This is a genomic window from Falsiroseomonas bella, assembly GCF_003173615.1.
GTDB classification, from domain to species: Bacteria; Pseudomonadota; Alphaproteobacteria; order Acetobacterales; family Acetobacteraceae; genus Falsiroseomonas; species Falsiroseomonas bella.
This window is the reverse complement of the sequence record NZ_QGNA01000004.1, coordinates 115,533-132,925: the sequence shown is the minus strand read 5'-3', so window position 1 is coordinate 132,925 and position 17,393 is coordinate 115,533. Positions and strand designations below refer to the sequence as shown.

Sequence of the window (17,393 nt, the reverse complement as noted above, 5' to 3'; positions counted from 1 at the left end):
ATATGGCGCGGCGATGCTGAGGCTCACCGAACTCAAGCTGCCGCTGGAGCATGCGCCCGGCGCGGTCGAGGCCGCGCTGGTCGCGCGGCTCGGCCTGCGGCCGGGCGAGCTGCTGTCCTGCACCGTCGCGCGCCGCGCCTGGGATGCGCGCAAGCGCAGCGCGATCGAGCTGGTCTACACGCTGGATTTTTCTGTGCGCGACGAGGCCGCGCTGCTTCGCCGGCATGCGCGTGACGGCGTGCTGGCGCGCACCCTCGGCCCGGCGCCGGACACCACCTATCGCCATGTCACGCAGGCGCGCACCCCGCTTCCGAAGCGGCCCGTGGTGATCGGCACCGGCCCCTGCGGCATCTTCGCCGCGCTGATCCTGGCCGAGATGGGCTTCCGGCCGATCATCCTCGAGCGCGGCAAGGTGGTGCGGGAACGCACCAAGGATACCTGGGCGCTGTGGCGCCGCAGCCAGCTCACCACGGAGAGCAACGTGCAGTTCGGCGAGGGCGGCGCCGGCACCTTCTCCGACGGTAAGCTCTGGTCGGGCATCAAGGACCCGCAGCATCTCGGCCGGAAGGTGCTGACGGAATTCGTCGAGGCCGGCGCGCCCGAGGAGATCCTGTGGGTCGCCAAGCCGCATATCGGCACCTTCCGGCTGGTGCAGATGGTCGAGTCCATGCGCGCCAAGATCGAGGCGCTGGGCGGCGAATACCGCTTCGGCACGAAGGTGACGGACTTCATCGTGGAGACCGGCCGCGACGGGCTGCGCCGCATGCGCGGCGTCGTCACCGAGGCAGGCGAGACGATCGAGACCGACCACGTCGTGCTGGCGATCGGCCATTCCTCGCGCGACACCTTCGCCACGCTGCTGCAACGCGGCGTGCATGTGGAGCCGAAACCCTTCTCCCTCGGCGTGCGCATCGAGCACCCGCAATCGCTGATCGACCGCGCGCGCTTCGGCGCCTTCGCGGGCAACCGGATCCTCGGCGCCGCCGACTACAAGCTGGTGCATCACTGCCGCGGCAAGGGGCTGGAAGGCCGCAGCGTCTATTCCTTCTGCATGTGCCCGGGCGGCACCGTCGTCGCCGCCACCAGCGAGGATGGGCGCGTGGTGACCAACGGCATGAGCCAGTATTCGCGCGCCGAGCGCAACGCGAATGCGGGCATCGTCGTCGGCATCACGCCGGAGGTTGATTTCCCCGGCGATCCGCTGGCCGGCGTCGCGCTGCAGCGGCGCTGGGAGGATGCGGCCTTCATCGCGGGCGAGGGCGAGTACCGCGCGCCGGCGCAGCGCGTCGGCGATTTTCTCGCGCAGCGTCCCTCGACGCAGCTCGGCGAGGTGATCCCGAGCTACAAGCCCGGCGTCACGCCGACCGATCTCTCGCGCTGCCTGCCCGACTTCGTCGTCGCCGCCATCCGGGAGGCGCTGCCCGCCTTCGGCCGGCAGATCGCGGGCTTCGACATGGCGGATGCGGTGATGACGGGGGTGGAGACGCGCACCTCCTCCCCCGTGCGCATCCGGCGCGATGCGAGCTTCCGCAGCGTCAACACGCTCGGCCTGTATCCGGCCGGCGAGGGCGCGGGCTATGCGGGCGGCATCTTCTCCGCCGGCGTGGACGGCATCCGCGTGGCGGAAGCGGTGGGGCGCGACATGGCGGGGCTGGAAGCCGCGGCCGCCTGAGCATGCATGACTTCGACGTCGTCGTGATCGGCGCCGGCGCCGCGGGCATGATGTGCGCGCTGCGCGCCGGCCAGCGCGGGCGTCGCGTGCTGCTGCTGGAGCATGGCGACGCGCCGGGCCGAAAAATCCTGATCAGCGGCGGCGGGCGCTGCAACTTCACCAATCTCGGCTGCGTGCCGGAGCGCTTCCTGTCGCGGAACCCGCATTTCGCGCGCTCGGCGCTGGCGCGCTACACGCAGCATGACTTCATCGGCCTGGTCCGCAAGCACCGCATCGCTTTCCATGAGAAGACACTGGGCCAGCTCTTCTGCGACGGCTCGGCGCGGGAGATCGTGGCGATGCTGCTGGCGGAATGCCTCGCGGCCGGCGTCGACCTCAGGCTCGATCACCGCGTCGCCGACATCGCGCATGGCACGGGCTTCACCGTGACGACGCAGCGCGGCGCCTTCGCCGCGCCCTCGCTCGTGCTCGCGACCGGCGGCCTCTCCATCCCGAAGATGGGCGCGACCGGCGTCGCGCTGGATGTTGCGCGCCGCTTCGGCCTGGCGGTGGTGGAGCCTCGGCCGGCGCTTGTGCCGCTGACCTTCGGCGGCGAGGCGCTGGCGCTGATGCGCCCGCTGGCCGGCGTCGCGCTGGACAGCATCGCGCGCTGCGGCCGCGCCGCCTTCCGCGAGGCGATGCTGTTCACCCATCGCGGCCTCTCCGGCCCCGCGATCCTGCAGGCCTCGTCCTACTGGCAGGCGGGCGAGCCGGTCACGCTCGACCTGCTGCCGGAACGCGACGGCGCGGCGCTGCTGCTGGAGGGCAAGCGCGCGCGGCCGAAGGCGCAGCCGCAAACCGTGCTGGCGGATTTGCTGCCCGCACGCCTGGCGCAGTCGCTCGCCGCGCTGCACCTGCCGGCGCGCGTGATCGGGGAGATCGGCGACAAGGACCTGCTGCGCCTCGCCGCGCTGCTGAAGGCGTGGCGCCTGCTGCCCGACGGGACTGAGGGCTATGCGAAGGCGGAGGTGATGGCCGGCGGCGTGGACACCGCCGCACTCGACCAGCGGACGATGATGGCAAAGGCGGTGCCGGGCCTGTTCGTGATCGGCGAGGCGGTGGACGTCACCGGCTGGCTGGGCGGCTACAACTTCCAATGGGCCTGGTCGAGCGGCTGGGCGGCGGGGGAGTCTGCTTAGCGCATTCCGCGCGAGGACAGAGCCGCTTGACCCACCCTCACCCCGACCCTCTCTCGCCCTGCAGGAGAGGGAGAGCGCACGTCAAACATTAAACCGGAACAGCAACACGTCGCCGTCCTTCACGACGTATTCCTTGCCTTCGACGCGCATCTTGCCGGCGTCCTTCGCGCCCGCCTCGCCACCCAGCGCCACGTAGTCGTCATAGGCGATGGTTTCGGCCGCGATGAAGCCGCGCTCGAAATCGCCATGGATCACGCCCGCCGCGCCCGGCGCCTTCGTGCCCTTGGTGATCGTCCAGGCCCGCGTCTCCTTCGGGCCAACCGTGAAATAGGTGATCAGGCCGAGCAGTTCGTAGCCGGCGCGGATGATGCGATCGAGCCCGCTGTCCTCGAGGCCCAGGGAAGCAAGGAAATCCCCGCGATCAGCATCGGGCATCTGGCTGATCTCCGCCTCGATCGCCGCCGAGACGATCACCGCCTTGGCGCCCTGCGCGGCCGCCATCGCCTGCACGCGCGCGGAATGCGCATTGCCCGTCGCGGCGCTCGCTTCCTCCACGTTGCACACATAGAGCACGGGCTTCGTCGTCATCAGCTGCAGCCGCGCGGCCGCTGTCTCCTCGCCCTTCGGCACGGCCGTGCGCGCCGGCTTGCCCGCTTCCAGCGCCGCCTTCAGCGGCTCGATCAGTGCCATCTGCGCGACCGCTTCCTTGTCGCCGCCGCGGGCCCGCTTCACCAGTCCCAGCGCGCGCTTCTCCAGGCTGTCGAGGTCGGCGAGCATCAGCTCGGTCTCGACCGTCTCGGCATCGCGCACCGGGTCCACGCTGCCTTCGACATGGGTGATGTCGCCATCCTCGAAGCAGCGCAGGACATGGATGATCGCATCCACCTCCCGGATGTTCGCGAGGAACTGGTTGCCGAGACCCTCGCCCTTCGATGCGCCGCGCACCAGGCCGGCGATGTCCACGAATTCCAGGCTGGTCGGGATGATCTTGGCCGACTTGCCAATCTTCGCGAGCACGTCGAGGCGCGGGTCGGGTACGGCAACGCGGCCGACATTCGGCTCGATCGTGCAGAAGGGATAATTCGCCGCCTGCGCCGCCGCCGTCTGCGTCAGCGCATTGAACAGCGTGGATTTCCCGACATTCGGCAGGCCCACGATGCCGCAGTTGAAGCCCATGACTCGTCCTCAGTCCTGTCCCGCAAGCCGCGCGCAGAGCTCGGCGGCAAGGGTGGAGGCGGCGATGCGCGCCGCGGCGTCGTCGGTGCGGAAATCGAGCGCCGCCGCACGCAGCAGCGGCGCGATCGTAGCCGCCGGCAGGCCCGCGCGCTTCGCGGCCTCGGCCAGGCGGGGCGCCAGTTCGGCGGCCTTCTGGTTCGCGCCGAGCATCGCTGCGGCATCGAGCGCGAGCGCGGCGCGCAGGGCGGCCTCGCCGCCCGCATGCAGCGCGAGCCTGGCGCGACGCACATCGCCAGCACCTTCCGGCCCCGCGGCCGTTGCGGCGTGCAGCGCGGCGGCGGATTGCGCCAGCGCCTGCGCTTCCCGCACCAGGCCGGCGGCGAGCGCGGCGGCGCCGTTGGCGAAATCCTCGGGGCCCGGCCCGTGGGTCATCTCTCCGAAGCTGTCGGGGAACACGTCCTCGCTCATCGCGGCTCGGTCTCCTGCGTCAGCAGCGCGACGCGCGTCATGAACTCCTCCGGCTTGCCGCCGGCCAGCAGCGGCGCGGCATCGGCAACCGCGTCCAACAGCGGCTCCACCCAGGTGTCCACCTTGGCGAAGTTGCCGAGAACATGGCCCGTCACGCGGTCCTTGTGGCCGGGATGGCCGATGCCGAGGCGCACGCGCCCGAAATCAGGCGTGGCCAGCGCGCGCTGCATGTCGCGCAGGCCGTTGTGGCCGGCGGTGCCGCCACCCTTCTTCACCCGCACCTTGCCCGGCGCGAGATCCAGCTCGTCATGCAAGGCCCAGATGTCAGCCGGCCTGATCTTCAGGAAGGACGCCGCCTGCTGCACGGCGTCGCCCGAGGCGTTCATGTAGGTCATCGGCTTCAGCGCCAGAACCTTCACGCCGCCCAGCGCGCCTTCCGCGACCTCGCCCTTGAATCGCTTGCGCCACGGCGAGAAGCCGTGGCGCCGCACGATCGCATCCAGCGCCATGAAGCCGATGTTGTGCCGCTGCCTGGCATGTTCCGGCCCGGGATTGCCGAGCCCCACCCACAGCAGCACCGCATCGTCCTCCCGGCGCGGAGGTTACTTCTTCTTGGCGGGCGCCGCGGCCGCGGGGGCTTTGGCCGGCGCGGCCTTGCCGCCCTTGCCCTTGGCGGGCTCGGGCGCCGCGGCGGCAGCCGGGGCGGCCTCCGCCTCGACCTTCGGGGCGGCGATCGAGGCCACCATGAAGTCGCGGCCGACGATGCCGGGGCGGGCGCCGAAGCTGTCCTTGATCGAGGACCAGCGGAGGTTGTCGCCGATCTTCGCCTCGGCCAGGTCGATCTCGAAGTGGTCCGGCACCTTGTCCGGCTCGACCATCACCTCGACCTCGCGGCGGACGACGTTCAGCACGCCGCCGGCCTTGAGGCCCGGGCTGGTGTCCTCATGCAGGAACACCACCGGGACGCGGACGCGGATACGCGCGCCGGGCGCGACCCGCTGGAAATCCACATGGACGGGGCGGTCCGTCACCGGGTCGAACTGCACGTCGCGCATGATGCTGCGCTCCGTCGGGCCGTCCTTCACCGCCACCTCATACAGGTGGGACTGCCAGCCGCCCTTGGTCAGTTCCTTCATCACGTCGCGCGGGTCGAGGGCGATCAGCGTCGCCTCCTGCTTCGCGCCATAGACAACACCGGGGACCATGCCCCCTCGCCGGGTCGCGCGCGCCGCCCCCTTACCGGCACGCTCGCGCGCCACGGCCTCGATCCGAACAGTCTGGACCATCGCCAGGCTCCTTATGCGCAAGAACGAAAAGCGCCGGCCTCCAGGGGTGCCAGCGCGGAGCGGTGGGTAGCGGATGGGCACCGGGGGCGCAAGGGGCGGGCTTTGGCGGGGGCGCTGCCCCCGCGCCCCCCGCCGGGGAGCTTGAAGCTCCCCGGACCCCCACATACGCTTTCAGCGCCGAAGGGGGAGGGTGCCGAAGTGCCCCCTCCCCCTTCGGGGTTAAACGGACGCAGGTCCAGGAGCCTCAGGCCTCCTGGTGGGGGTGCAGGGGGCAAGGCCCCCTGCCAACGCCCTCACCCGGCCGTCGCGCCCACCGCGCGGATCACGTCGCGCCAGCGCAGGCTTTCCTCGTTCATGAAGGCCTGGAATTCCGCCCGTCCCATCTTCCGCGGGATGGAGCCCGTGGCCGCGATCCGCTCGCGGAAGGCCGGGTCGTCCACGATCTCGCCGAGTTCCTTGTCCAGCCGCGCCAGAATGGGCTCCGGCACGCCGGCCGGGGTGCAGAGGCCGAACCACCCCGTGGAGGTGATGTCCACGCCCTGTTCCTGCATGGTCGGCAGGTCCGGGAAGGCACCCACGCGGGCCGTGCCGCTGACCGCGATCGGGCGCATCCGCCCGGACTGCGCCATCTGGGTCACCGCCGAGATGGACTGGAACAGCATGTCGATCCGGGCCTCCATGAGGTCCGTGTTCATCTGCCCGCTGTTCGTATACGGAAGGTGCTGCATCTGGAGGCCGGTGATCACCTGGAACTGGCTGCCCGCCAGATGCTGCGAGGAGCCGGCGCCGACCGAGCCGAAGTTGATCGGCCGGTTCTGCGCCTTCGCCCAGGCGATGAATTCCTGCAGGTTGCGCGCCGGCACGCTGGGCGGGATCACGACGATGTTCGGCACCAGCGCGATCAGGCCGACGGCGGCGAAGTCCTTCTCCGGGTCGAAGGCCATCTCGCGGTAGAGCCACTTGTTCGCGGCGTTCGCGGCGATGGTCGCCAGCCCCACCGTGTAGCCGTCGGCCGGGGCGCGGGCGACGATGGTCATGCCGATATTGGTGCCGGCGCCCGGGCGGTTGTCCACCACCACGGGCTGGCCGAGCCGTGCGCTCAGCCGGTCCGCGACCAGGCGGGAGATGACGTCGCCCGCGCCGCCGGCCGGGCCGGGGTTGACCCAGCGGATCGGCCGGTTCGGCCAGTCCCCGGTCTGCGCAAGGCTGGGCCGCGCGAGCATCGCGGCGGCAAGGGTCAATGCCGAACGGCGCGGCAGCGGATAAGCCATTGCTTCGCTCTCCCTGAATGGGAAGCAGACTGGGTCGGGCACGGCCGTAACGCAAGCCGGGCCGGCATGGCAGGGCGTGGCGTCCGCCCTGCCTTCCCAGCTTGGCAGTCCTCATGGCAAGCCGGCGGAGCCCTTCCGCCGCGCCGCGGTTGTGGCAGGCTGCCTCCGCGCGATTGCCGAGGAGGGCTGCGATGAGCAAGGACATGCTGGGCTGGCGGTGCAAGTTCGGGGTGATGGGACCGTCCACCAACACCATCGTGCAGCCGGATTTCGACATGATGCGCCCGGCGGGCGTGACCAACCACTACGCGCGCATCTTCACGCCGAACGCCAATGCGATCTCCAATGAGACCTTCCGCGCCGGCGCCGAGGTGATCGCCGGAAACACGCTGGACGCGGTGAAGTCCGTGATGACCTGCGCACCGGACCACCTGGTGATGGGCATGTCCGCCGTCACCTTCTTCGACGGCGCGAAGGGGGCCGACCGCTTCGTGAAGCAGGTGGAGGAATTCTCCGGCCTCAAGATCAGCGTCGGCAGCCATGCCTGCACGGCCGCCCTGAACGCGTATGGCGGGGTGAAGCGCATCGCGGTGCTCTCGCCCTACTGGCCGGCCATGAACATCGAGGTCGCGCGCTACTTCACCGACATGGGCTTCTCCGTCGTGCGCGACATCGCGCTGAAGCGGCCGAGCTGGATCGGCATCGCCGAGACGACCTCCGAGGAATGCGTCGCCGCGATGAAATACCTGGATGGCGACGACGTGGATGCGATCGTGCAGGTCGGCACGAACCTGTCCATGGTGAAGCTGGCCGCGATGGCGGAGATGTGGCTCGGCAAGCCGGTGATCGCGATCAACACCGCGACCTACTGGCACGCGCTGCGCGCCCGCGGCATCGAGGACAAGGTCGAAGGCTGCGGCAAGCTGCTCGAGCGGTTCTGAGCAGGGCTCGCCCGGGGCGCGCTATCCAGGCGCGTCCCCGGCGGCCAGCACGCGCCGCGCCTCCGCCGCATCCGCGGCGATCGCGGCCTTCAGCTCCTCCAGCCCGCCGAAGGTCGCGTCGGGGCGGAGGAAGGCGTGCAGGCGCACGCGGATCTCCTGGCCGTACAGGTCGCCCGACCAGTCGAACAGGTGTGCCTCCAGCCGCGTGACCGGATCGCCGCCGAGCGTCGGGCGGCGGCCGACATTCGCGACGCCCGGCACCTCGCTGCCATCGGCCAGCACGACGGTCACCGCATAGACGCCGCGCGCCGGCTCCACCTGGCGGCCGAGCAGGATGTTCGCGGTCGGCCAGCCCAGCTCGCGGCCCAGCTTGTCGCCGTGAAACACCTCGCCGCGCAGCTCGAAGAGCCGGCCGAGGTCGCGCGCGGCGCGTTCCGGGTAGCCGTCCTGCAGCAGCCGACGGATATGGGTGGAGGAGATCTGCGCGCCGTCATCCATCACCGGCGGCACGATGGTCAGGCCGATGCCGCGCGCCTCGGCCTCCCGCGCCAGGAAGGCGGTGTCGCCGCCGCGGCGGTGGCCGAAGGCGAAGTCCGGCCCGCAGGCCAGGTGCTTCGCGCCGATCCCCTGCTGCAGCACCTGCTCCACGAAGGTCTCGGCCGGCATGGCGGCGAGTGCCGCGTCGAAGCGCAGCGCGTAGATGACGGAGACGCCGAGCGCGCCAAGCGCCTCGGCCTTGGCCGGCAGCAGCGTCAGGCGGAAGGGCGGGTCCTCGGGCCGGAAATGCTCGCGGGGATGCGGCTCGAATGTGAGCACGCCGAGCGGGAGGTCTGGGCGCGCACCATGCGCGGCGCGGATCACCGCCGCATGGCCGAGATGCACGCCGTCGAAATTGCCGAGCGCCACCGTCGCGCCGCGCAGCGCCTCGGGCACCGCGCGCCAGTCCTCGATGATGACCGGACTCATCGCGGCCTGCGCAGCAGGCCGCGGCGCGGCCGCCCGGCGCCTGAGGGCGTCACGACGGCTCTCACATCTGCTCCGGCCGCAGCCAGACCTGGGTGCCGGGCGGCGCGACATAGTCGGCGAGCGCATCCAGCGCCGCGCCCGGCGTCGCCGCATGCATGGCCAGCGGGCGATGCGTCGGGCGCACGAAGCCTTCCGTCGCCATGTGGTCCAGCGCACCGAGGAAGGGCTTCCAGTACTCCTCGACGTCGAGGAACACCACGCCCTTGTTCTGGATGCCGAGCTGCGCCCAGGTCAGCGCCTCCACCGCCTCCTCCAGCGTGCCGTAGCCACCGGGCAGAACCACGAAGCCGTCGGAGAGCTCGGCCATCTTCGCCTTGCGCTCATGCATCGTGTCCACGATGTGCATCTCGACGCCGCCGCCATGGCCGACCTCGCGCTTCAGCAGGCCATAGGGGATCACGCCGATCACTTCGGCGCCCGCCTGCAGCGCGGCATCCGCAGCGATGCCCATCAACCCCACCGCGCCGCCGCCATAAACGAGGCCGATGCCGCGTGCCGCAACTTCCCGCCCAAGCGCGCGCGCGGCCTCCGCATAGGCGGGCCGGCTGCCCACCGCGGAGCCGCAGAAGACGCAGACGCGCTTCAGCTTGCGCGGCGTCACTCCGCGGCTTCCTTGGCGACCTTCGCCGCGCGCGACGGCACCGTCACCAGCGCCTCCCCTTCCAGCACGGGCTCGCCGCGCACGGCGCAGATCGTGCGCAGCGACACGCGGTGCTTTTCCGGGTTCAGCGCCGTGATCTCGACCGTCGCGGTCACCGTGTCCCCGATCCGCACGGGCCTGCGGAACTTCAAATTCTGCGAGAGATAGATCGTGCCCGGGCCGGGAAGCTGCGTGCCCATCACCTTCGTGATCAGGCCCGCGGCCAGCATCCCATGGGCGATGCGCTCGCCGAAGATCGTGCCCTTGGCGTATTCCTCGTTCAGGTGCATCGGGTTGGTGTCGCCGGTCACCGCCGCGAACAGCACGATGTCGGCCTCGGTGATGGTCTTGCCGAAGCTGGCTTTCTGGCCGACGGCCAGGTCCTCGTAGAAGACGCCTTCGCTCATCTGTCCCGCGGCCCCGCTGCACTGCAACACGCTTGGTTAGCCGGGGGGTCGGGGCGCGGCAAGGGGCGGGGTTTACGCCGCGCCGCCGGCTTGCCAGAAGCCGCGCTTTCCCTGCCCGGACACCCCCATGCTCAAGACCGAGATCGGCTCCTCCGACCGCCTGCTCGCCGAGTTGCGCGGCTGGGTGGAGGCCGAGACGCCGACCACCGATGCCGCCGCCGTGAACCGCCTGCTGGACCGCTGCCAGGCCGAGCTCGCCGCCGTGGGCGGCGCCATCGAGCGCCTGCCGGGCCGCGACGGCTTCGGCGACACGCTGGTCTGCCGCACGCCCGGAAACGGCGCGCCGGTGGTGGTCGCCGGCCATCTCGACACCGTCTGGGACCACGGCACGCTGGCCACCTCCATGCCGTGGCGGGTGGAGGGCGCGAAGGCGCATGGGCCCGGCATCTACGACATGAAGGCCGGCAGCTTCATGGCCTTCCATTCCGTGCGCGAGATCCTGCGCCAGAAGACCCGGACGCGCCGCCCGATCATCCTGCTGCTGACGCCGGACGAGGAGGTCGGCAGCCCGACCAGCCGCGCGCCGATCGAGCAGGCCGCGAAGGGCGCGCGCGCCGTGCTGATCCCGGAACCGGCGGGCGCGAACGGATCCGCGGTGACCGCCCGCAAGGGCGTCGGCCGCTTCGAGATCCGCGTGCGCGGCGTCTCCGCCCATGCCGGCGGCAACTGGAGCGAGGGGCGCAGCGCCATCGTCGCGCTGGCCGAGGTGATCCTGAAGATCCATGCGATGACCGACCTCGCCGCCGGCGTCACCACGAATGTCGCCCCGATCGGCGGCGGCACGCGCCCGAACGTGATCTCGCCCGAGGCCTGGTGCGAGGTGGACCTGCGCGTGCCGACCATTCCGCTCGGCGAGAAGATGGAAGCGGCGATCCGCGGCCTCGCCTATGAGCGCGACGGCATCGCCGTGACGATCACCGGCGGCATGAACCGTCCGCCTTTCGCCGAGACGCCGGAGATCCTTGCGCTCTACGCGCAGGCCAAGGCGCTGGCGGCGCAGCACGGCTACGAGCTGCCGGTGCAGCATCGCGGCGGCGGATCCGACGGCAACTTCACGGCGGCGATGGGTGTGCCGACGCTGGACGGCCTCGGCTGCCCCGGCGCCGGCGCCCATGCGCCGCATGAGCACATCCTGTGGGAGCAGCTCGCGCCCCGCTGCGCCACGCTCTGCGCGCTGCTGGAGGAGATCGGCTGAGGGCGCGCCGCATGCGCCCCGCCATCGGCATCGACTTCGGCACGACCAACAGCGTCGTCGCCATGCTGCACCCCGACGGTCGCTGCGAGACGCTGCAGCACGCGACCGGCCCCGTCTTCCGCTCCGTGCTCTGCTTCTGGACCGGCGCGGGCGGGCGGGCGCGCCATGCCGCCGGGCCGGCGGCGATCGAGGCCTATCTCGACGATCCGCTCGAGAGCCGGCTCATCATGTCGCTCAAGAGCTACCTGGCGCAGCGCAGCTTCACCGAGACGCGCATCCTCGGCCGCGCCTGGACGCTGGAAGCGCTGGTCGCGCTGTTCCTGCGCGAGCTGCTCGCGCCGTTCCAGGCGGAACTCGAAGGCGCACGCATCGTGATCGGCCGCCCCGTGCGCTTCGTCGGCGAGGCGGAAGGCAGCGATCTCGGCGAGCGCCGCCTGCGCGCCGCCTTCGCCGCCGCCGGCATGGAGCAGGTGGAGGTGGCGCTGGAACCGGCCGGGGCGGGTCACCGCTTCGCCGCCGGCCTCGACGGGCCGGCGACCGTGCTCGTCGCCGATTTCGGCGGCGGCACCAGCGACTTCTCCGTGCTGCGCTTCGAGCCCGGCCCGCCGCGCAAGGTCACGGCCCTCGGCCATGCCGGCGTCGGCCTCGCCGGCGACGCCTTCGACTACCGGATCATCGATCGCGTCGTCTCGCCCGCGCTCGGCAAGGGCGGCAGCTACACGGTGATGGGCAAGCCCCTGCCGGTGCCGCCCGCCTGGTACGCCAGCTTTGCCCGCTGGCACCAGCTCTCGCTGATGCGCGCGCCGAAGACGCTGCGCGACATCGCGGAGGTCGCGCGCACCGCCGAGCATCCGGAACGGCTGCGGCACCTGCTTCGCCTGATCGAGGACGAGGCCGGCTACGCCCTCTACCGCGCCGTGTCGGAGGCGAAGACCGCCCTGTCGCAGGCGGACGGCACGGTGCTCCGCTTCGCCCATGCGGATTTCGCGCTGGAGGCGCCGATCGCCCGCGCCGATTTCGAAGCCTGGATCGCGCCGGAGCTCGCGCGCATCGCCGGCGCGCTGGACGACGCGCTGCGCGACTCCGGACTGTCGGCCGAGCAGGTGGACCACGTCTTCCTCACCGGCGGCACCTCGCTGGTGCCGGTCGTGCGCAGGCTGTTCGAGGCCCGCTTCGGGCCGCATCGCGTCACCGCCGGCGGCGAGTTCGTCTCCGTCGCGGAAGGCCTCGCGCTGATCGCCGCCGAGCGCGGCTGACGCGGCTTCCGGCGCCCCGGGGCGGCCGCATCAGTCGCGTTCCACCTCGATGACGCGGCCGGTCCGGCGGTCGATCTCCACCTCCATCTCCCGCCCGGCGGGATCGCGTCCCTCCACCTCCCATTCGTCGTCGTCGCACTCCACTTCCTGCACGCGCACCATGCCGAGGCTGCGGGCGATCTGGATCGCCTGCGCGCGGCTGATGCCGCCGCCGCGGCAGTCGTCGTCATCGGCCCGCGCCGGCCCCGCCGCCGGCAGCGCCATCAGCGCGCCGCAGAGCGCGAGCGTGGCGCAACGGAGGATGCGTCCCGTCATCATGGCCTGGTCTCCTTCTCCCGGCGGGCCCGGCGCGCCGCCTGGTTGCCTAACGACGGGCGGCGCACCCTATTCCCGCCCTCCCGCGCGCCGCTTGCGGCGACACGGCGGAGCCACGATGCTGGGCGTCTCGCGCTGGGGGACGCCATGCCGAAGGACGCACAAGGCCTCGAGATGACCGCCGCCTCGGACGAGGCGGCGCAGGGCTTCGACCGTGTGATCGACGGCTTCCTGCGCTACCGCTTCGACACCGGCGCGCGGCTGAAGGCGGCGCTCTCGCTCGATCCGCAGGCGCCGCTGCTGCAGGCGATGGCCGGCTACTCCGCCATGCTCGCCTATGACCGCGCGATGGTCCCCCGCGCCGAGGCCGCGCTGGCGCGCGCCGAGGCAGTGGCGGCGAATGCGCGGGAGCGCGCGCATCTGGAAGCGCTGCGCGCCTGGAGCGGCGGCCGGCCCGAAGCCGCGCTCGGTGTCTGGGAGCAGATCGTCGCGGAACATCCGCGCGACATCCTCGCCTTCCGCCTGCACCACTTCACCGCCTTCTGGATGGGCGCGCCGGAACGCATGCTCGGCCTGGTGGAGCGCATCCTGCCGCAATGGTCCGCCGACATCCCGGGCTGGGGCAGCGTGCTGGCCTGCCGCTGCTTCGCCAATGAGGAATGCGGCAACTACACCGTCGCCGAGCATGCGGGGCGCGCGGCCGTGGCGCTCGATGCCGGCGACCTCTGGGCGACGCATGGCGTCGCGCATGTGCTGGAGATGCAGGGCCGCCGCGCGGAAGGCATCGCCTGGCTCGATGCCGGGGAGCCGCACTGGGCCGGCGGCAACAACCTGATGCATCACCTGTGGTGGCACCGCGCGATGTTCCACATCGAGCGCGCCGAGTTCGACGCCGTGCTGAACCTCTACGACCGGCGCTTCCGCGACCATGGCTCGCCGGTGACGCAGGCGATGCCCGACCTCTACATCGATGTGCAGAACGCCGCCTCCATGCTGTGGCGCCTGGAACGGCAGGGCGTGCCGGTGGGCGACCGCTGGACGGAGCTGGCGGACAAGGCGGAGGCGCGGATCGGCGACACGCTCTCCGCCTTCACCCAGCCGCACTGGATGATGGCGCTGGCCGCGACGGGACGCGAGGCGGCCGCGCACCGCCTGCTGCAGGCAGTGGAAGAAGCGGGGCGCGGCAACACCGCGCATGCCGCGATCCTGCGCGAAGCCGCGCTGCCCGCCTGCTTGGCCGCGCTGGCACATCGTCAGGGCCGCTTCGCCGATGCCGTGGCGGCGCTGCGGCCCGCGCTCGGCGGGCTGCACCGCCTGGGCGGCAGCCACGCGCAGCAGGATGTGCTGGAACAGCTCTTCCTCGATTCCGCGATGCGCGCCGGCCTGCAGGCGGATGCGCGCCTGTTGCTGGAACGCGTCGCCGGCCGGCATCCCGTGCCGCCGGAGCACCGCATCGGCTATGCGGAGGCCGCGCGCGCCGTCGCGCACTGACGCGCAACGCCGCCGCGCCGCGGCGCGCGAACCGGGCGCCCGGCGCGGGCACGCGGGCAGCCAGCGGCCGATGCAACTTTTGCGCGAGTCGTCTTTGGAACAGCCGCGGAACCCAACCACGCGCCTGCCGTCCCGAATCGCTGACATTTGCTGACGAATGTCTACAAACTTCATCTACTGTCGGTTGGTGGCACTCGTCTGTGCGTCTTCGTAAGCTTCTGTGCCTGCAACGCAGCACGAGCCCGGAGAAGCGCCATGTCATCCACCCTGCCGTCAACGACGCAGTACATCTGGTTCGGCACGCGAGCCGTCGACTTCGTCACCGGGGGCCTCCCCGGCGAACAGGTCGAGCTGCTCTCCAGCGCCGACGACTTCGCGACCCGCACGCTCTCCACCGGTACCTTCGACTTCACCGGCAGCGAGTGGCAGCAGTTCCTCGCCTTCACCGGCACGCAGGACCAGATCGACGCCCTCGGCATCAACCTGGACGACGGCGTGGACACCGCCACCGCCGGCTTCGTGAACACCACGGGCGACCTCCGCGTGGGCGACGGCGTCGAGGCCTACAACATCGCCGACAGCTCGGGCGGCGGTCGCCTCATCGACGTCAGCAACACGCTCGACGACACCGACGACCCGATCGCCATCACCGGCCTCGGCAAGGCCAATGCCGGCTGGCTCGACAGCGCCAGCATCGATTCGGCCGATGCGGGCAACCGCGTGGTCTTCTCCAACAACATCGGCTTCGGCTTCATCAACGGCAGCGGCTTCGACAGCGGCGGATCGGCCAATGCGCTCCGCCTCAACGACGGCGACGCCATCAACTTCGAGATCAGGCAGGGCAAGGAGCTGCTGCAGGCCTCCTTCACCGTGAAGGTGCTGAACGGCGGCAGCACCCAGGTCGTGATCGACAGCGACGGCGCGACCATCAGGGACACCAACGCCAACCTGCAGGGCGGCTTCGTGCAGGACGATTCGCTCGGCGAGCTGAACCTCGGCATGATCGCAGACGGGGCGAAGGTGACGATCGACTATGTCGGCGAGACGATTCTGATCAACGACGTCGCCTTCACCGGCGACCTCGGCGCCATCGTCGCCTTCTTCGACGCCTTCCAGGCTGGCGGATCGAAGAACCTGACGCTCGGTTCCGTGGTCGGCAACCAGGTGGGCTGGTCGGCCGATGACCTGGTGCTGGCGACGGATACCCAGCCGGACACGATCCCGCCCCTGCCCACCGCGAACGGGATGATCTCCTTCCGCTACACCTCGAACGCCACGACCGCCGATCTCGACGCGACCCTGGACATCGGCAAGAACGGCTCGATCGACGCCTTCGAGACGCTGGCGACCAGCTTCGGCGGCGGCGGCGCGCTGGTGGGCGATGCGGACGGCGACACCAACAAGGCGGAGCTGAACGGCACCAACGTGCCCTTCGACATCCTGCGCCTGGTCACCATCGGCCAGCAGGACGCGAACGCGCCGGAAGGTCACCAGACCGGCACGCTGGACCGCAGCCTCGGCATCGGCATCGACACCGGCGCGGCGGGCGCGAGCCTCGATGACGGCAGCTCCCTCGGCGGCAACTACGGCGACGAGGGCGCGGGTGGCACCAACCACCTGCAGAACGGCGAGTTCATCCGCTTCGACCTCGGCGCCGACTTCGAAGGCGTCAGCGCGCGGATCGTCTTCTCCGCCAACAGCCTAGTCACCCGCGCCGGAGAAGATGCGGTGGTGCGCCTGCTCGACTCGACGGGCGCGCTGGTGGACCAGTTCGCGATCGACCTCGATGGCGGGCTGACGCATGTCGTCTCGGGCAGCGCCGTCTTCGACCAGGTGGAGATCGAGGCGCTGGCCAACACGCAGTTCGCGATCGCTGACGTGGACATCGACGTCTTCATCACGGACCTGGTTGGCATCGCGGAAGCCATCGGCGAGCATCTGCGCGTCCAGACCGTCCTCGACGCCGAGGACGCCACCCCGGAGAACAACGACGAGACCCAACCGCAGGGTGGCACCGGAAGCCCGTCCGGCGTGACGCAAAGCACGCCGACCGAGAACGGCACGGACCGCTTCGCCGCCTTCATCGACGCCAACGAGAACGGCTACTGGGATCTCGGCGAGACGAAGGAAAACCTGGTGTCCTTCGGCAACGGCTACGCCGCCACCGAAGTGGACGTGACCGGCTCCGGCCTCGTGGACCTGACGGTGGCCGGCGGCAGCGTGAGCGGCAACCAGTTCTTCCTGGGTGTCGGCAGCAACGGATGGGTCAATGGCTCCGAGAGCGTGACCATTACCACGCTGAGCGGCGACGCGGCCCTGGCCGGTGTCCTGACGATCCGCGGCCCGGTGAGTTCTAACCCGCAGAACAACCCGCTGGCCGACATCGCGGCAGGCACGGAGTTCCTGGTCCGCCTGTTCAACGACGCCGACAACGATGGCGTGGTGGATGGCGGCGAGCTGGTCGAGGAGCTGTCCTTCACCGTCGGCACCGCGCAGCAGGCGTTCACGGCGGACCTGGTCGATGCGGAGGGCGCCAGCTTCGACGCCGTTCAGATCGCCGCGGTATCCGGCGCCTTCACCGTGGACAGCCTCAGCCTCTTCATGGTCTGACCGCGACGATGCGGCCGGCGCGCTTCACCCCGCGCCGGCCGCGACCATCCGCAGCCGCATCTGCTGCAGTGGTTCCTGCCTTCTGCTGCCGCCGGCAACCCGCTTCCCGCGCATGGGCCGCGGGGTCTGGCCCCCCTTCTCTGATTCAGGCCTCCCGGCACCGCCTCACGAAACGACAGGCCGATTGTAAGGAATTGTAGGGCAGATCCTCCTCGCCCCGGGGGCGCACAACCCTGCGTAGGCAGTCCCGGTGCCGCGCCGGCTACTGTTCCGCCCGTCCGAACCGACAAGCAACCGCCTGAATGGCAAGGCATTTTTACCCGAACACACGGCATATTGATTTGCTTCGCGGCGAAATGGCTTTCGCGCGGCGGCAGCGCGCCTCCCCACGACTCCCAAAT

General features: G+C 70.9%; 16 protein-coding genes. 7 read left to right on the top strand and 9 right to left on the bottom strand.

What is annotated here, in order from left to right; all coding sequences use genetic code 11:
* Positions 1-13 precede the first annotated feature (13 nt).
* Entirely contained in the window at positions 14-1,672 is a 1,659-nt protein-coding gene (locus DFH01_RS17515; RefSeq protein WP_109871787.1) for an NAD(P)/FAD-dependent oxidoreductase, read from the top strand.
* Positions 1,673-1,674: 2 nt separating this feature from the next.
* Positions 1,675-2,850 (top strand): BaiN/RdsA family NAD(P)/FAD-dependent oxidoreductase, encoded by a 1,176-nt coding sequence (locus tag DFH01_RS17510; RefSeq protein ID WP_109871786.1) that lies wholly within the window; start codon positions 1,675-1,677, stop codon positions 2,848-2,850.
* A gap of 81 nt (positions 2,851-2,931) precedes the next feature.
* Here DFH01_RS17510 and ychF read toward each other — a convergent pair whose 3' ends face one another.
* The 5 genes from ychF to DFH01_RS17485 form a co-directional block, all read right to left on the bottom strand.
* Positions 2,932-4,026 carry a redox-regulated ATPase YchF gene (gene ychF / locus DFH01_RS17505; RefSeq protein WP_109871785.1) on the bottom strand — a complete coding sequence of 365 codons (1,095 nt, stop codon included), beginning with the start codon at positions 4,024-4,026 and terminating at the stop codon, positions 2,932-2,934.
* A gap of 9 nt (positions 4,027-4,035) precedes the next feature.
* A complete protein-coding gene (locus DFH01_RS17500; protein ID WP_109871784.1) occupies positions 4,036-4,494 on the bottom strand; it encodes a hypothetical protein in 459 nt (152 codons plus the stop codon).
* A complete protein-coding gene (gene pth / locus DFH01_RS17495; protein ID WP_109871783.1) occupies positions 4,491-5,072 on the bottom strand; it encodes an aminoacyl-tRNA hydrolase in 582 nt (193 codons plus the stop codon). The genes DFH01_RS17500 and pth overlap by 4 nt, the downstream gene beginning before the upstream one ends.
* Positions 5,073-5,096: 24 nt before the next feature.
* Positions 5,097-5,780 carry a 50S ribosomal protein L25/general stress protein Ctc gene (locus DFH01_RS17490; protein ID WP_109871782.1) on the bottom strand — a complete coding sequence of 228 codons (684 nt, stop codon included), beginning with the start codon at positions 5,778-5,780 and terminating at the stop codon, positions 5,097-5,099.
* Between the two features lie 293 nt (positions 5,781-6,073).
* Positions 6,074-7,051 carry a Bug family tripartite tricarboxylate transporter substrate binding protein gene (locus tag DFH01_RS17485; RefSeq protein ID WP_109871781.1) on the bottom strand — a complete coding sequence of 326 codons (978 nt, stop codon included), beginning with the start codon at positions 7,049-7,051 and terminating at the stop codon, positions 6,074-6,076.
* 191 nt (positions 7,052-7,242) lie between these two features.
* Between DFH01_RS17485 and DFH01_RS17480 the strand changes: the two genes are divergently transcribed.
* Entirely contained in the window at positions 7,243-7,992 is a 750-nt protein-coding gene (locus DFH01_RS17480; protein ID WP_109871780.1) for a maleate cis-trans isomerase family protein, read from the top strand.
* Positions 7,993-8,013: 21 nt separating this feature from the next.
* Here the strand turns inward: DFH01_RS17480 and DFH01_RS17475 are convergent, their stop codons facing one another.
* The 3 genes from DFH01_RS17475 to DFH01_RS17465 form a co-directional block, all read right to left on the bottom strand.
* Entirely contained in the window at positions 8,014-8,958 is a 945-nt protein-coding gene (locus DFH01_RS17475; protein ID WP_109871779.1) for a bifunctional riboflavin kinase/FAD synthetase, read from the bottom strand.
* A 61-nt stretch (positions 8,959-9,019) separates the two neighbouring features.
* Positions 9,020-9,619, bottom strand: coding sequence for an LOG family protein (locus DFH01_RS17470; RefSeq protein WP_233256159.1), 600 nt, complete (start codon positions 9,617-9,619; stop codon positions 9,020-9,022).
* Positions 9,616-10,065 carry a MaoC family dehydratase gene (locus tag DFH01_RS17465; RefSeq protein ID WP_109871778.1) on the bottom strand — a complete coding sequence of 150 codons (450 nt, stop codon included), beginning with the start codon at positions 10,063-10,065 and terminating at the stop codon, positions 9,616-9,618. The genes DFH01_RS17470 and DFH01_RS17465 overlap by 4 nt, the downstream gene beginning before the upstream one ends.
* Before the next feature lie 127 nt (positions 10,066-10,192).
* On the opposite strand from DFH01_RS17465, the gene DFH01_RS17460 reads away from it, so the two are divergent.
* On the top strand, positions 10,193-11,320 hold the full coding sequence (locus DFH01_RS17460; RefSeq protein WP_109871777.1) for a M20 family metallopeptidase: 1,128 nt from the start codon (positions 10,193-10,195) through the stop codon (positions 11,318-11,320).
* Between the two features lie 11 nt (positions 11,321-11,331).
* Positions 11,332-12,576 (top strand): Hsp70 family protein, encoded by a 1,245-nt coding sequence (locus DFH01_RS17455; RefSeq protein WP_109871776.1) that lies wholly within the window; start codon positions 11,332-11,334, stop codon positions 12,574-12,576.
* A gap of 30 nt (positions 12,577-12,606) precedes the next feature.
* On the opposite strand, the gene DFH01_RS17450 is transcribed toward DFH01_RS17455, so the two are convergent.
* Positions 12,607-12,891: a PepSY domain-containing protein gene (locus DFH01_RS17450; protein ID WP_109872359.1), complete on the bottom strand. Its 285-nt coding sequence runs from the start codon at positions 12,889-12,891 to the stop codon at positions 12,607-12,609.
* Between the two features lie 174 nt (positions 12,892-13,065).
* Here DFH01_RS17450 and DFH01_RS17445 point away from each other — a divergent pair, with 174 nt between their 5' ends.
* Positions 13,066-14,382, top strand: a complete 1,317-nt coding sequence (locus DFH01_RS17445; RefSeq protein WP_146217081.1) for a tetratricopeptide repeat protein — start codon at positions 13,066-13,068, stop codon at positions 14,380-14,382.
* 255 nt (positions 14,383-14,637) lie between these two features.
* Complete coding sequence (locus DFH01_RS17440) at positions 14,638-16,992, top strand: hypothetical protein (protein ID WP_109871774.1); 2,355 nt, start codon at positions 14,638-14,640, stop codon at positions 16,990-16,992.
* Positions 16,993-17,393 lie beyond the last annotated feature (401 nt).